Origin of the sequence: Streptomyces sp. NPDC046900, assembly GCF_040644975.1 — a bacterium.
Taxonomy (GTDB): domain Bacteria; phylum Actinomycetota; class Actinomycetes; order Streptomycetales; family Streptomycetaceae; genus Streptomyces.
The window spans coordinates 59,607-72,648 of sequence record NZ_JBEYXD010000014.1; the positions used below are offsets into that span (position 1 = coordinate 59,607).

Annotated in this window: 14 protein-coding genes; 10 read left to right on the plus strand and 4 right to left on the minus strand. The window is 70.9% G+C overall.

Translation table 11 applies throughout. The features are described from left to right. The first annotated feature begins 102 nt into the window (after nucleotides 1–102). Entirely contained in the window at nucleotides 103–1,068 is a 966-nt protein-coding gene (locus ABZ904_RS16635) for a 2-oxoglutarate and iron-dependent oxygenase domain-containing protein (RefSeq protein ID WP_359395165.1), read from the plus strand. Nucleotides 1,069–1,147: 79 nt separating this feature from the next. On the opposite strand, the gene ABZ904_RS16640 is transcribed toward ABZ904_RS16635, so the two are convergent. After that, nucleotides 1,148–1,540: a PLD nuclease N-terminal domain-containing protein gene (locus ABZ904_RS16640; protein ID WP_359395167.1), complete on the minus strand. Its 393-nt coding sequence runs from the start codon at nucleotides 1,538–1,540 to the stop codon at nucleotides 1,148–1,150. A gap of 88 nt (nucleotides 1,541–1,628) precedes the next feature. Between ABZ904_RS16640 and ABZ904_RS16645 the strand changes: the two genes are divergently transcribed. Together ABZ904_RS16645 and mqnP are read left to right on the plus strand one after the other, a co-directional pair. Then, on the plus strand, nucleotides 1,629–3,086 hold the full coding sequence (locus ABZ904_RS16645) for a menaquinone biosynthesis decarboxylase (RefSeq protein ID WP_359395169.1): 1,458 nt from the start codon (nucleotides 1,629–1,631) through the stop codon (nucleotides 3,084–3,086). Then, nucleotides 3,083–3,985: a menaquinone biosynthesis prenyltransferase MqnP gene (mqnP, locus tag ABZ904_RS16650; RefSeq protein WP_360990257.1), complete on the plus strand. Its 903-nt coding sequence runs from the start codon at nucleotides 3,083–3,085 to the stop codon at nucleotides 3,983–3,985. The genes ABZ904_RS16645 and mqnP overlap by 4 nt, the downstream gene beginning before the upstream one ends. Before the next feature lie 155 nt (nucleotides 3,986–4,140). On the opposite strand, the gene ABZ904_RS16655 is transcribed toward mqnP, so the two are convergent. Continuing rightward, nucleotides 4,141–4,779, minus strand: a complete 639-nt coding sequence (locus tag ABZ904_RS16655; protein WP_359395174.1) for a rhomboid family intramembrane serine protease — start codon at nucleotides 4,777–4,779, stop codon at nucleotides 4,141–4,143. Nucleotides 4,780–4,870: 91 nt separating this feature from the next. Between ABZ904_RS16655 and ABZ904_RS16660 the strand changes: the two genes are divergently transcribed. The 6 genes from ABZ904_RS16660 (at nucleotide 4,871) to ABZ904_RS16685 (ending at nucleotide 9,266) form a co-directional block, all read left to right on the plus strand. Continuing rightward, nucleotides 4,871–5,563, plus strand: a complete 693-nt coding sequence (locus tag ABZ904_RS16660) for a UbiX family flavin prenyltransferase (protein ID WP_359395176.1) — start codon at nucleotides 4,871–4,873, stop codon at nucleotides 5,561–5,563. A 154-nt stretch (nucleotides 5,564–5,717) separates the two neighbouring features. Further along, nucleotides 5,718–6,173 carry an Lrp/AsnC family transcriptional regulator gene (locus tag ABZ904_RS16665; RefSeq protein WP_359395178.1) on the plus strand — a complete coding sequence of 152 codons (456 nt, stop codon included), beginning with the start codon at nucleotides 5,718–5,720 and terminating at the stop codon, nucleotides 6,171–6,173. 84 nt (nucleotides 6,174–6,257) lie between these two features. After that, nucleotides 6,258–7,421, plus strand: a complete 1,164-nt coding sequence (mqnE, locus tag ABZ904_RS16670) for an aminofutalosine synthase MqnE (protein ID WP_360990263.1) — start codon at nucleotides 6,258–6,260, stop codon at nucleotides 7,419–7,421. 108 nt (nucleotides 7,422–7,529) lie between these two features. Further along, on the plus strand, nucleotides 7,530–8,054 hold the full coding sequence (locus tag ABZ904_RS16675) for a GNAT family N-acetyltransferase (protein WP_360990266.1): 525 nt from the start codon (nucleotides 7,530–7,532) through the stop codon (nucleotides 8,052–8,054). A 141-nt stretch (nucleotides 8,055–8,195) separates the two neighbouring features. Further along, nucleotides 8,196–8,495, plus strand: a complete 300-nt coding sequence (locus ABZ904_RS16680; protein WP_359395185.1) for a DUF4229 domain-containing protein — start codon at nucleotides 8,196–8,198, stop codon at nucleotides 8,493–8,495. 42 nt (nucleotides 8,496–8,537) lie between these two features. Continuing rightward, complete coding sequence (locus ABZ904_RS16685; RefSeq protein ID WP_360990270.1) at nucleotides 8,538–9,266, plus strand: TetR/AcrR family transcriptional regulator; 729 nt, start codon at nucleotides 8,538–8,540, stop codon at nucleotides 9,264–9,266. Nucleotides 9,267–9,276: 10 nt separating this feature from the next. Here the strand turns inward: ABZ904_RS16685 and ABZ904_RS16690 are convergent, their stop codons facing one another. Further along, nucleotides 9,277–10,113 carry a MaoC/PaaZ C-terminal domain-containing protein gene (locus ABZ904_RS16690; protein ID WP_360990273.1) on the minus strand — a complete coding sequence of 279 codons (837 nt, stop codon included), beginning with the start codon at nucleotides 10,111–10,113 and terminating at the stop codon, nucleotides 9,277–9,279. 140 nt (nucleotides 10,114–10,253) lie between these two features. Next, nucleotides 10,254–11,564: a 3-oxoacyl-ACP reductase gene (locus ABZ904_RS16695; protein WP_359395190.1), complete on the minus strand. Its 1,311-nt coding sequence runs from the start codon at nucleotides 11,562–11,564 to the stop codon at nucleotides 10,254–10,256. Nucleotides 11,565–11,661: 97 nt separating this feature from the next. Between ABZ904_RS16695 and ABZ904_RS16700 the strand changes: the two genes are divergently transcribed. Then, nucleotides 11,662–12,951: an acetyl-CoA C-acetyltransferase gene (locus ABZ904_RS16700; protein ID WP_360990279.1), complete on the plus strand. Its 1,290-nt coding sequence runs from the start codon at nucleotides 11,662–11,664 to the stop codon at nucleotides 12,949–12,951. Nucleotides 12,952–13,042: the final 91 nt, after the last annotated feature.

The window sequence follows — 13,042 nt, forward strand, 5'->3', positions numbered from 1 at the left end:
GGTGTTTCGGCCGACGGAGAGCGGAGGCATGGATCAGGCACAGGCGCACGAGACGCTCGCCACCGCGGTCGCGGAGGCCCTGTGGAACGAGGACTTCGGAACGTGACTGAGCCCCGCATCCCCACCATCGATCTGCGGCCCTGGCCGGACGGCGCCCCGGACGCCCGCGCCCGTACCGCGCGCACCGTCGACGACGCCCTGCGCAGCGCCGGTTTCCTGCTGGTCACCGGGCACGGCGTGGCCGCGTCCCTGCGCGCCCGGATCCGTGCCGCGGCGCGGACGTTCTTCGTGCTGCCCGACGAGATCAAGGAGAAGTACGCGGCCCGGGTCGGCGGTCGCGGCTGGCTCGGCCCCGGCACCGAGGCCAACGGCTACTCCGAGGGCACCGAGACACCGCCCGACCTCAAGGAGTCGCTGACCTTCGCCACGCACGAGCCGTTCGAGGACCCGGAGATCAACGCGCAGTGGTACGCGCCCAACGTCTGGCCGCGGGAGGTGCCGGAGTTGCGGGTGCTGTGCGAGGAGTACCTGGCGCGGATGGGCGAGCTGGAGAACCGGCTGCTGTCGCTGCTCGGCGAGGCCCTGGGGCTCGAACAGGACTTCTTCACACGCCACATGGCACATCCGACGTACGGGTTCAACATCAACTGGTACCCGGGTACGGAGCTCGTCGGCGAGCCCGAGCCCGGCCAGTTCCGCATCGGCCCGCACACCGACTTCGGAACCGTCACGATCCTCGACCGGCAGGCCGGCAAGGGAGGACTCCAGGTCCACACGGACGACGGCGGCTGGCAGGACGCGCCCTACGACCCGGCGGCCTTCACCATCAACATCGGCGACCTGATGGCCCGTTGGACGGGCGACCGCTGGCGTTCGGGCCGGCACCGGGTTCTGCCGCCGCCGGCCGACGCGCCGGCCGAGGAGCTGATGTCCCTCGTCTACTTCGGCGAGTGCACCCCGGGCACCGTCGTCGAGTCGGTACCGGCGCCGGTGGGGCGGGTGGCGTACGAGCCGGTCGACTCGCATGTGTATCTGCGGGAGAAGCTCGACTCGATCACGGTCCGCTGAGCCCGGCGCCGGCCCGTGCCGGACCGCGGACGGATCCAGGGCCGGGGCGCACCCCGGTTCCAGGGTCAGGGCCTCGCCCTCAGTCCTGGGGCTCCTCGCCGCGTTCCCGGCGCCGCAGTTCCTCCTCGCGCCGGCGCAGGTCGGCCTCCCAGTCCTTCAGGAGCGCCTCGTCCTTCTTGTTCTCTTCCTTCAACGTCTTCAGGAAGGCGGGGTTGTCGTCGGGCGCGACCCACTCCATGCGGTGGTTGCGGTGCCACTCGGAGGGCGTGGCTCCGTTCGCCGTGGCCTCTCGCACCTTGCCCGCCACGAGCCAGGCGATCGGGCCGACCAGCACTTCCCCGAAGAGCAGGATGATGATGACCCAGACCACCTTGGGCAGCCCCCGGATCTGCGCCTCGGGGGTGTTGAGGCAGTCGATGAAGGCGTATATCCACAGCGCCAGGACCAGCAGGTAGGGCAGATACCTGAACATGGTGGTGCGATCCCCCAGGAGTCGGCGACGGGGCATGAGAGGGCCCCGGTGACGGGGCAAGGTTAGCCGGTACCGGATACTGGGACGCATGGCCTACGACGATCTTCGGTCCCTGCTCCGGGCGCTGGACCGCGAGGGGGACCTCAAGCGCATCAAAGCCGAGGTCGACCCCTATCTGGAGGTCGGGGAGATCGTCGACCGGGTGCAGAAGTCCGGCGGGCCCGCGCTGCTCTTCGAGAATGTGCGCGGCTCGAGCATGCCCCTCGCCATGAACGTGTTCGGTACCGACCGGCGTCTGCTCAAGGCCCTCGGCCTGAAGTCGTACGGCGAGATCTCCGACCGGATCGGCGGACTGCTGAAGCCGGAACTGCCGCACGGATTCGTCGGGGTGCGCGAGGCGTTCGGGAAACTCGGGGCGATGGCGCACGTACCGCCCAAGAAGGTCAAGTCCGACAACGCACTCGTGCAGGAAGTCGTCCTGCGCGGCGACGAGGTGGACCTCGACACCCTGCCGGCCCTCTTCACCTGGCCCCAGGACGGCGGCTCCTTCTTCAACCTCGGGCTCACCCACACCAAGGACCCGGAGACCGGGATCCGCAACCTCGGTCTGTACCGCCTCCAGCGCCACGACAAGCGCACCATCGGCATGCACTGGCAGATCCACAAGGACAGCCGCAACCACTACCAGGTGGCGGCCAGGCGCGGTGAGAAGCTCCCCGTCGCGATCGCCTTCGGATGTCCGCCGGCCGTGACGTACGCCTCCACCGCGCCGCTGCCCGGTGACATCGACGAGTACCTCTTCGCCGGGTTCATCGCGGGCAGGCGGATCGAGATGGTCGACTGCAAGACGGTCCCGCTCCAGGTGCCCGCCAACGCCGAGGTCGTGCTGGAGGGCTGGCTGGAGCCCGGCGAGATGCTGCCCGAGGGGCCGTTCGGCGACCACACCGGCTTCTACACGCCGCAGGAGCCCTTCCCCGCCCTGACGATCGACTGCGTGACGATGCGCCGCCGCCCTCTGCTCCAGTCGATCGTGGTGGGCCGCCCCCCGACGGAGGACGGGCCCCTCGGCAGGGCGACCGAGCGGTTCTTCCTGCCGCTGCTGAAGATCATCGTGCCGGACATCGTGGACTACCACCTCCCCGAGGCGGGCGGTTTCCACAACTGTGCGATCGTCTCGATCGACAAGAAGTACCCCAAGCACGCCCAGAAGGTGATGCACGCCGTCTGGGGTGCGCACATGATGTCCCTCACCAAGCTGATCGTGGTCGTCGACGCCGACTGCGACGTCCACGATCTGCACGAGGTCGCCTGGCGTGCCCTCGGCAACACGGACTACGCCCGTGACCTCTCGGTCGTCGAAGGCCCGGTCGACCACCTCGACCACGCCTCCTACCAGCAGTTCTGGGGTGGGAAGGCAGGCATCGACGCCACGAAGAAGTGGCCCGAGGAGGGTTACACGAGGGACGGGGGGTGGCCCGACATGGTCCTGTCCGACCCGGAGACGGCGGCGAAGGTGACCCGCCGCTGGAAGGAGTACGGCCTGTGAGCAGCGCCTCCGCCGCGATCCCGCAGCCGGGACGCACCAAGGCATTCCTGCGCCTGGTGATGATCGAGCACTCCGTCTTCGCGCTCCCCTTCGCGTACATCGCCGCGCTGACCGCGATGTACCAGTGGGACCGGAACATCCACTGGGGCCGGCTGTTCCTGGTCACCGTCGCCATGGTGGGCCTGCGCACCTTCGCCATGGCGGCGAACCGGATCATCGACCGGGAGATCGACGCCCGCAATCCGCGCACGGCCCACCGCGAACTGGTCACCGGCGCGATGTCCGTGCGGCACGCCTGGACGGGCGCACTGGTCGCGCTGGTCTTCTTCCTGGGCTCCGCGGCGCTGCTCAACCCGCTGTGCCTGGCGCTCGCCCCCATCGCGGTGATCCCGATGGTGGTGTATCCGTACGGCAAGAGGTTCACCAACTTCCCGCAGGCCATCCTCGGGCTCGCCCAGGCGATGGGCCCGGTCGGCGCCTGGCTGGCGATCACCGGCGGGTGGGACTGGGACGCGGTCATCCTCGGGCTCGCGGTCGGGATCTGGATCGGCGGCTTCGACCTGATCTACGCCTGCCAGGACGTGCAGACGGACCGCGAGATCGGGGTCATGTCGGTGCCGGCCCGCTTCGGCGTGCCGGCGGCGATCTGGGGCGCGCGGGTGTGCCACACGGTCGTGACGGTCCTGTTCGTCTGGTACGCGGTCGTCACCAGCGCCGGTTTCTTCTTCTGGCTCGGTCTGGTGATCGTGGCGGGGGCCTTCGTCTACGAGCACTCGATCGTGCGGCCCCATGACCTGAGCCGAGTGAACCGGGCGTTCTTCAGCGTCAACGGATTCATCGGCATCGCCCTGTTCGTGTGTGCGCTTCTTGACCTTCTGGTGCGGGGTCTGAGCGTGTGAGTACGGCGCGGCCTACCAACGGGTGCAGGGCCCCAGGGAGTCGACCGTGACCGTCCCGGGCATCGACCGCCCGCACGCGCGGCTCAGCAAGCCGGCGGACAACTTCCCCGGCTGTCTGACGGAGATGGTCGAGGGCGGCATCGGAAGGCCGACGCTCACCACCGGCCGTCTTCCGGTGGACCCGAAAGCGCGCGACCGGTCCTGACCCCGGCCCCAACCCCCCGCCGGAACAGGAACGCCGCCGCCACCCCCGCCACCAGACCGATCAGATGGCCCTGCCAGCTGACGTTCGTCTGGGCGGGCGAGAGGCCCATCAGGATCGAGCCGCCCCACACCGCGCCGACCAGCAGGCCGACCAGGATGCCGAGCGGGCGGCGCTCGACGAGGCCGCCGGCCACGAGGAAGCCGAAGAGTCCGAAGATGAGGCCGGAGGCGCCCGCGGTGTTGGTGTGCGCCGGGGCGATGAGCCATACGCCCAGGCCGTCCGCCACGATGATCAGCAGACAGACCACGGCGAACCGGCGCAGTCCGCCGAGGGCCGCCAGGAAGCCGAGGACCAGCAGCGGAACGCTGTTGGCCGCGACATGGGCGAAGCCGAAGTGGATGAAGGCGGCGGGAACGACGTCGACCAGCTCGGAGGCGGTGCGAGGCATGATGCCGAGCCCGTCCAGGGCGTGGCCGCTCACCACGTCCACCACTTCGAGCAGCCACAGCAGCGCCACCCACCCCACCATCAGCTTGGCCGCCGCCTTGGCCCGGTCGCTCTGCGACCACTCGGGCTCCGCACCCCGCATGGCACCCCCCACCCCTCGCTGATCCCCTCCGGTGAACGGCGGGGCCCCCTTGGCCGGTTCCCGCCCCGCGGCGCCGGATAGGCTCGGTGTCGTGAACCCAGTCAAGCCAGGAGAGACGTCGCGTACGCCTTGGATCGTAGGGGTGTCCGGCGCCTCCGGCACCCCGTATGCCGCTGCCGTGCTGCGCGCACTGCTCGCCGCGGGCGAGAGTGTCGATCTGGTCGTCTCCCGCGCCTCGCGGCTCACCCTGCTGGACGAGACGGGGATCGCCTTCCGTGACGCGCACTGGCGGGACGACCTGAGGGAATGGCTGGGGCGGGGCGCCGACGGCAAGCCCGGGACGTTCACGGTCGACGTCGACGGGGACCGCGTACGGCACTGGAGCGCCGGCGACCTGGCGGCCGGGCCGGCTTCCGGGTCGTACCCCGCCAAGGGGATGCTCATCGTGCCCGCGTCGACGGCGTGTGTGGCCGGTGTCGCGCTCGGGCTCTCGAAGGACCTGTTGCAGCGGGCCGCGAGCGTGACGCTCAAGGAGCGGCGGCCGCTGGTCGTCGCCGTGCGGGAGACCCCGCTCGGCGGGCAGACCCTCAGGCATCTGGTGGCCCTGGACGAGGCGGGCGCGGTCGTGCTGCCCGCGTCGCCGGCGTTCTACGCCGGAGCGACGCACATCCAGGACCTCGTCGACTTCGTCGCCGGGCGGGTGCTGGACGCGGCAGAGGTGCCGCACCGGCTGTACCGCCGCTGGAAGGGAGAGCTCGGGGGAGGCTCGCGGCCCGACGAGTAGAGGCTGACGGATTCTGCGCAGCGTCCTCCGATGACGCGCCGGGACAGTGGCTCATCACTGATCGTATGAATGATTCTCAGGGCTCCGGCTCTGCACGCCTTGATTTCTATACGTAAACTTTCGGTAACGCCGAACAATGAAAGGCTTAGGACCTATGGATGCCGTTGACAGGCAGCTCATTCAGGCCCTGCGCGAGAACGGCAGGGCCTCTTATGCCGAGCTCGGCCGGCTCGTGGGCCTCTCCGGGCCCAGCGTCACCGACCGCATCAACCGCCTGGAGGCGGCCGGCGTCATCACCGGCTACCGCGCCACCGTGGACGCCGCCTCCCTCGGTCTCGGCGTCACGGCCCTGATCGGCATCTCGCTGTCCGACGCCGCCGACCACGAGGACGTGGCGCGCCGTCTGAGGGACCTTCACGAGATCGAGGACTGCTGGTTCATCGCCGGCGACGACTCCTTCATGCTCAAGGTGCGCGCGAGCGACGTGGACGGCCTGGAGAAGACCATCCGCCGGCTGTCCGGCACCAAGGGCGTCTCCCGTACGCGCACCACGATCGTGCTGTCCACGAAGTGGGAGAACCGGGTGGGCGAGCTTCCCGAACAGAGCTAGGCGCACGGCGCCGTATGGGGGCGCCGTCCGTCCGGAGGGCGGGGGGTACGGTTGGCAGGATTCGTCCAAGGGAGAGGCAGAAGCATGGATGTCGGGCTCAAGCGCGAGCTGGAGGACAAGGTCCGGGCCGGTGAGCGGCTGACCCGCGAGGACGGCATCGCGCTGTACGAGTCGGACGACCTGGCGTGGCTCGGCGGTCTCGCGCACGAGGTGCGGACCCGCAAGAACGGTGACGTGGTCCACTTCAACGTCAACCGCCACCTCAACATGACGAACGTGTGCACCGCCTCCTGCGCCTACTGCTCCTTCCAGCGCAAGCCGGGCGAGAAGGACGCGTACACGATGCGCATCGAGGAGGCGGTCAAGCTCGCCAAGGCGATGGAGTCGGACAACCTCACCGAGCTGCACATCGTCAACGGCCTGCACCCGAACCTGCCGTGGCGCTACTACCCGCGCTCGCTGCGCGAGCTGAAGGCGGCGCTGCCGAACGTCTCGCTGAAGGCGTTCACCGCGACGGAGATCCACCACTTCGAGACGATCTCCGGTCTGACGGCCTCCGAGATCCTGGACGAGCTGATCGACGCCGGTCTGGAGTCGCTGACCGGCGGCGGCGCCGAGATCTTCGACTGGGAGGTCCGGCAGCACATCGTCGACCACAGGACCCACTGGGAGGACTGGTCGCGCATCCACCGCCTGGCGCACGAGAAGGGTCTGAAGACCCCGTGCACCATGCTGTACGGCCACATCGAGGAGCCGCGCCACCGCGTGGACCACGTGCTGCGGCTGCGTGAACTCCAGGACGAGACCGGCGGCTTCCAGGTCTTCATCCCGCTGCGCTACCAGCACGACTTCGTGGACATGAAGGACGGCAAGATCCGCAACCGCCTTCAGGAGCGCACCCAGATGGCGACCGGGGCCGAGGCCCTGAAGACCTTCGCGGTCTCGCGTCTGCTGTTCGACAACGTCCAGCACGTCAAGGTGTTCTGGGTCATGCACGGTGTGCAGACCGCGCAGCTGGCCCTCCAGCACGGCGCCGACGACATGGACGGCTCGGTTGTCGAGTACAAGATCACGCACGATGCGGACAACTTCGGCACGCCGAACAAGCTGACCCGCGAGGACCTGCTCGACCTGATCCGTGACGCGGGCTTCCGGCCGGTGGAGCGGAACACCCGGTACGAGATCATCCGCGAGTACGAGGGCTCGGACCCGGCGCGCCGGGACGAGCCGCAGCCCATGCGCCTCTGACCGCCCACGCACCCTGGTGCAAGCCCCGGCTCGGCCGGGGCTTTCGCGTGCGCGCCGACGGCGGGAAGGGGCTTGAGTCCCGGCCGGAGTAATAGGTACCCTCGCGGCATGCCCCTTACGTTCGTCTTCGATCCCGCCATGACCCCCGAGCTCCGTGACGGCGTCCTCGACCTGTGGACGGACGTGTCCAACGCCGGCGGCGCCGTGGGATTCGTGGCTCCGGCCACCCGCGAGGAGATACGCCCGGAATTCCTGAAGCACCTGGCGGCGATGAGTGAGGGGTGCACCCGGCTGCTGGTGGGCCACGACGAGGACGGGCGGGTGGCGGCGACCACGTTCCTCACCTTCAACACCCACCGGCTGATGAAGCACTGGCTGTGGCTCTACACGGTGATGGTGCATCCGCGGCACCAGGGCAAGGGCTACGGCCGTGACCTGATGGCCGCCGCCGCGGACGCGGCGCGCGGCATCGAGGGCATCGAGGCGGTACGGCTCACCTGCCGGGGCGGTCTCGGTCTCGAGAACTTCTACGGGTCCTGCGGCTACAAGGAGGTCGGCCGGGTGCCCGACGCCATCCGGGTGGCTCCGGGGGACGACCGCGACGACATCACGATGCTGCTGCACCTGGGGTGAACCGGGGCGTACCCCGGTGCAAGATCGGGTGTCCGGCGTGCTTCACTGGAGGGTGCCTTTTGGGAACCCTTTGGGAAGATCGCCGGGTTCTCGGCTTGGCTCGAACAGGGGAATCCCCACGGAACGGAAGAGTGGATTGAGATGCTCCGCTACACGCTGATGCGCCTCGGTATTCTCGCGGGCTGCCTCGTGGTCGTCTGGGGCCTCGTCTACTCGGGCATCGTCCCGCGCGGCCTCGGCGACTCCAACGGCATCTGGATCGTCCTGCTGGCCCTGGTGATCTCGGCCCCGATCAGCTTCGTCGTCCTGCGCAAGGAACGCGACCGGGCGTCCATGCAGGTCGTCGGCCGGGTGGACCGTATGAAGGCCAACATCGAGGCGAACCGTGCGCAGGAGGACGTGGCGGACGACGCCGCCAGGACTCAGGGCCAGACCTCCTGAGGCGGCCCGTACGGCGGGCCGCCCGACCGTAGTCTTGCCGGTATGGGTGCCGTGAAGACCAAGCGGATGCCGCGGGCGGTCCGGGAGCAGCAGATGCTGGACGCCGCCGTGAAGACCTTCGGGCAACGCGGCTACATGGCCGCGTCCATGGACGAGATCGCCGAACTCGCCGGTGTGTCCAAGCCCTTGGTGTACCTGTACCTGAACTCCAAGGAAGACCTCTTCACCGCCTGCATCCGCCGGGAGGCCGCCGCGCTCATCGAGGCGGTGCGCTCCGCCGTGGGGCCCGGACTCGCTGCCGACCGCCAACTCTGGGACGGGTTGCGCGCGTTCTTCACGCACACCGCGCAGCACCCGGAAGGCTGGTCGATCCTGCACCTGCAGGCCCGTACGCAGGGCGAACCCTTCGCCGCCGAGGTCACCGCGATGCGCGAGGAGATCGTCGCGTTCGTGACGCAGCTCATCGCCGTCGCCGCCCGGGAGGCCCGCCCCCGGCCTCTCGGCTGCGCTCGAGCGGAGAGGTACCCCGAGGACCCCGACCTCCCTGAGCGCGAGGTCGCAGGGCTCGCCGAGGCCCTGGTCGGTGCCGCCGAGTCGCTCGCGGCCTGGGCCAACGCCACACCCGGTGTCTCCGCCCGGCAGGCGGCGGCCACCCTGATGAACTTCGCCTGGGCGGGCCTCGGCAACCTCATGGACGGGCGCCCCTGGTCGCCGCCCGACCAGGGCCAGACGACCCGGCCGGATCCGGCCGCGGGCGGGAACGGCCCCTGAGCCCGCGCGCCTACTGATCGTGTGAGGTGTCCCGGGCAGGGAGCCGGCGCGTCTCACCGGTGAGGTGGAGCCGGTGCCCGCCCCGCAGTTCGAACCGCCCGCCGGCGGCGGCGTACGTCACGGAACCCGGGAGCAGGACCGGAGTCCTGAACTCGGCGCGCACCTGCACCGCGGCGTGGGCCGGCTGTTCGGCGAGGCACCGGGCGAGCGTCCACATGCCGTGCGCGATGGCACGCGGAAAGCCGAAGAGGCGGGCGGTGAGGGCGTGCAGATGAATGGGGTTCCGGTCTCCCGAGGCGGCCGCGTACCGCCGGCCGAGGTCTGCGGCGAGCCGCCACTCGGCCGGCGCGGGAAGGGGTTCGCTCTCGGGCGCCGGAGCCGCGGCCGCGGCCGGGGTGCCGTGCCGGGCGAGGTAGGCGCTGGTCGACTCCCACAGGAGCCGGTCACCGGCGCGGACCTCCGTGACGACCACTGCCTGGGTACCGCGCCGATGGGGCGCCAACTCCCTGATACGCGCGCTGACGTCGTACTCCCCGTCCGGGACGAGCGGCTCCCGCTGGGTGATCTCGATGCCCGTGTGCACCAGCCCGAGGAGGGGGAGGGGGAACTCCCGGCTCGCCATGATCCGCATGGCCAGGGGAAAGCCGAGGAGGTGGGGGTAGGTCACGGGCACCGTGGCGACGCCCGTGGGAAACCCGCAGACGCGTTCGTAGGCGGCGAGATGTGCCGGATCGATCCGGACGCCGGGCAGAGCGAGCGGCGCCCGGGGGAAGCCGGCTCCGGGGTGCGGGCGCTTGAGCGGGGAGAGGAGAGCGCCGCGGGCGAGAACGGGAAGCAGCGAAGACATGAGGGAGGCTCCAGGACGGGGACGCAGTGAGGGGGAGCAGCCCTTGAAGGGCGCTAGGGGGAACACCTGTTGAGGGCCGCGAGGGGCTGCGAGCGGCCACGGACGGTCCGCGGTCGGGGCACGGGGATCCGCGCGGAGCGCTACGCACCGAGCAGGCTCTGTCCGCACACGCGCACCACCTGCCCGTTCACCGCCCCCGATCCCGGACCGGCCAGCCAGGCGATCGTCTCCGCCACATCCACCGGAAGGCCGCCCTGCCCCAGCGAGTTCATCCGCCGTCCCGCCTCCCGGACGACCAGGGGAATCGACGCCGTCATCCGGGTCTCGACGAATCCCGGCGCGACCGCGTTCACCGTCACCCCGTGCTCCGCCAGGGCCCGGGGCGCCAGCGCCCGCACGAGGCCGATCACGCCCGCCTTGCTCGCGGCGTAGTTCGTCTGTCCCACGTTCCCGGCGATCCCGGCGATCCCGGCGATCGACGCGGTCGCCACGATCCGCCCCCCGCCCCGCAGCAGACCGCGCGACAGCAGGACGTCCGTCGTGCGCAGCACACTCGCCAGGTTCACCTCGAGCACCGGACTCCACCGCTCGGCCGCCATGTTCGCGAGCCGCCGGTCCCGGGTGATCCCCGCGTTGTGGACGAGGACGTCCAGGCCGCCCGGCAGCGCCTCGGCGATCCGCGTACCCGCGTCGCCGGCGGTGATGTCGAGCGTCAGCGCGGTCCCGCCGATCCGCTCGGCGACCCGCCGTACGTCCGCCTCCGCGGCCGGCACGTCGAGGCACAGCACGTGCGCCCCGTCCCGGGCCAGCGTCCCGGCGACCGCCTCGCCGATGCCGCGGGCGGCCCCGGTCACCAGCGCGGTCCGCCCGGCGAGCGGCCGCGACCAGTCCTCCGGAGCGGCGGTCTTCCCGTCCCCGACCTCGATGACCTGCCCGCTGACGTACGCGGACCTCGGCGAGAGCAGGAACCGCAGCGTCGACTCTGCGGCCTCGGCGTCCGTCAGCCGCACGAGCGTGACGGTCCGGCCCCGCCCGATCTCCTTGCCGAGCGATCGTACGAACCCCTCCAGGCCCTGCTGCGCCGCCGCCTGGTGGTGGTCGTCCGGGTCGAGCGGGGAGCCCAGCACCACCACGCGTCCGCTCTCGGCGACCGACCGCACGACGGGGTGCAGCGCGGCGTGGACCTCGGCGAGCGCGTCGACGTCCCGTACACCGGTGGCGTCCAGGACGACGGCGGCGGGCCGCTCGGTGCCGGGCACAAGACCGGTACGGCTCAGCACCGGGGTGAGGTCCAGCTCCGACCTGCCCGCCGTCAGGTGCAGCAACGGCCCGTCCAGCACGGGCCGTTCGGCCGACCAGCGGTGCGGTGCCACGGGCTGCGGCAGCCCGAGCCGCCTGGTGAGGAAGCGGCCCGGTGCGGTCCCCGTGAAGCGCAGATAACGGTCGGCCATGGTCCGGCTCCCAGCTCGCTCGACTGTCCACATCTCTTTACTCTGGAGTAAGGTTACCCGGGGTAAGGCTAGCCGGGCGCGCGAGGAGCGGGTCGAGATGAGCAGTTCCCTCCACATCGGTGAGGTGCGGCGGATCGCCGTGGTCGGTGGCAGGCGCATCCCCTTCGCCCGTTCCGACGGTCCGTACGCCACCGCTTCCAACCAGGAGATGCTGACCGCGGTGGTGGACGCGCTGGTCGAGCGGTACGGGCTCGACGGCCCGGGCGCCGTGGGCGAGTTGGTCGCCGGAGCCGTGCTCAAGCACAGCCGCGACTTCAACCTCGCCCGCGAGACCGTGCTGGGCTCGCGTCTGGACGCCCGCACGCCCGCGTACGACATCCAGCAGGCCTGCGGCACCGGCCTCCAGGCAGTGATCGCCGCCGCCAACAAGATCGCCCTGGGGCAGACCGAGTCCGCGATCGCGGGCGGGGCGGACACGACCAGCGACGCGCCCCTCGGCGTGAACGACGCGCTGCGCCGCATCCTGCTGGAGGTCCGCCGGGCCCCGTCGCCCGGTGCCCGGCTGAAGGCGCTGGCCAGGATCCGGCCCGGTCATCTGGTTCCCGACATCCCCCGCAACGCCGAGCCGCGCACCGGCCTGTCCATGGGGGAGCACGCGGCCGTCACCGCCCGCGCGTGGGGCATCACCCGCGAGGCCCAGGACGCGTTGGCGGCCACGAGCCACCGGCGGCTTGCGGCGGCGTACGAGCGGGGCTTCCTGGCCGACCTGGTGGTTCCCTTCCGCGGCCTGGAGCGGGACCAGAACCTCCGCCCCGACTCGACACCGGAGAAACTCGCCCGTCTGGCGCCGGTGTTCGGCACCGGCGGCCCGAACCCGACGATGACGGCGGGCAATTCGACGCCGCTCACGGACGGGGCCGCCGTCGTACTGCTCGCGAGCGAGGAGTGGGCGCGGGAGCGGGGCCTTGAGCCGCGGGCGTATCTGACCGCGTATGAGACCGCTGCCGTCGACTTCGCCGGCGGGGACGTGGCGGGCGGCCCGGACGGGCTGCTGATGGCGCCGGCCCACGCCGTGCCCCGCATGCTGGACAAGGCAGGGTACGGCATCGAGGACTTCGACTTCGTCGAGATCCACGAGGCGTTCGCCTCCCAGGTGCTGGCGACGCTGGCCGCCTGGGAGAAGCAGGGTCTCGCACCGGTGGACCGCGCCCGGCTGAACGTCACGGGGTCCTCCCTGGCCACCGGTCACCCCTTCGCCGCGACCGGCGCCCGGATCGTGGCGACGCTCGCCGAACTCCTCGCCGAGCGCGACGCCCCGGGCCGCGGTCTGATCTCGATCTGCGCGGCCGGCGGACAGGGGGTCACGGCGATCCTCGAACGCCCCTGACAGTCAAGGGGGAGGAGGCTGCACAGCCCCGGCCCCAGACCATCCCGGAACCCGCACAAAGTCCCCACGTGCGGGCCGTACGATCGCGGTT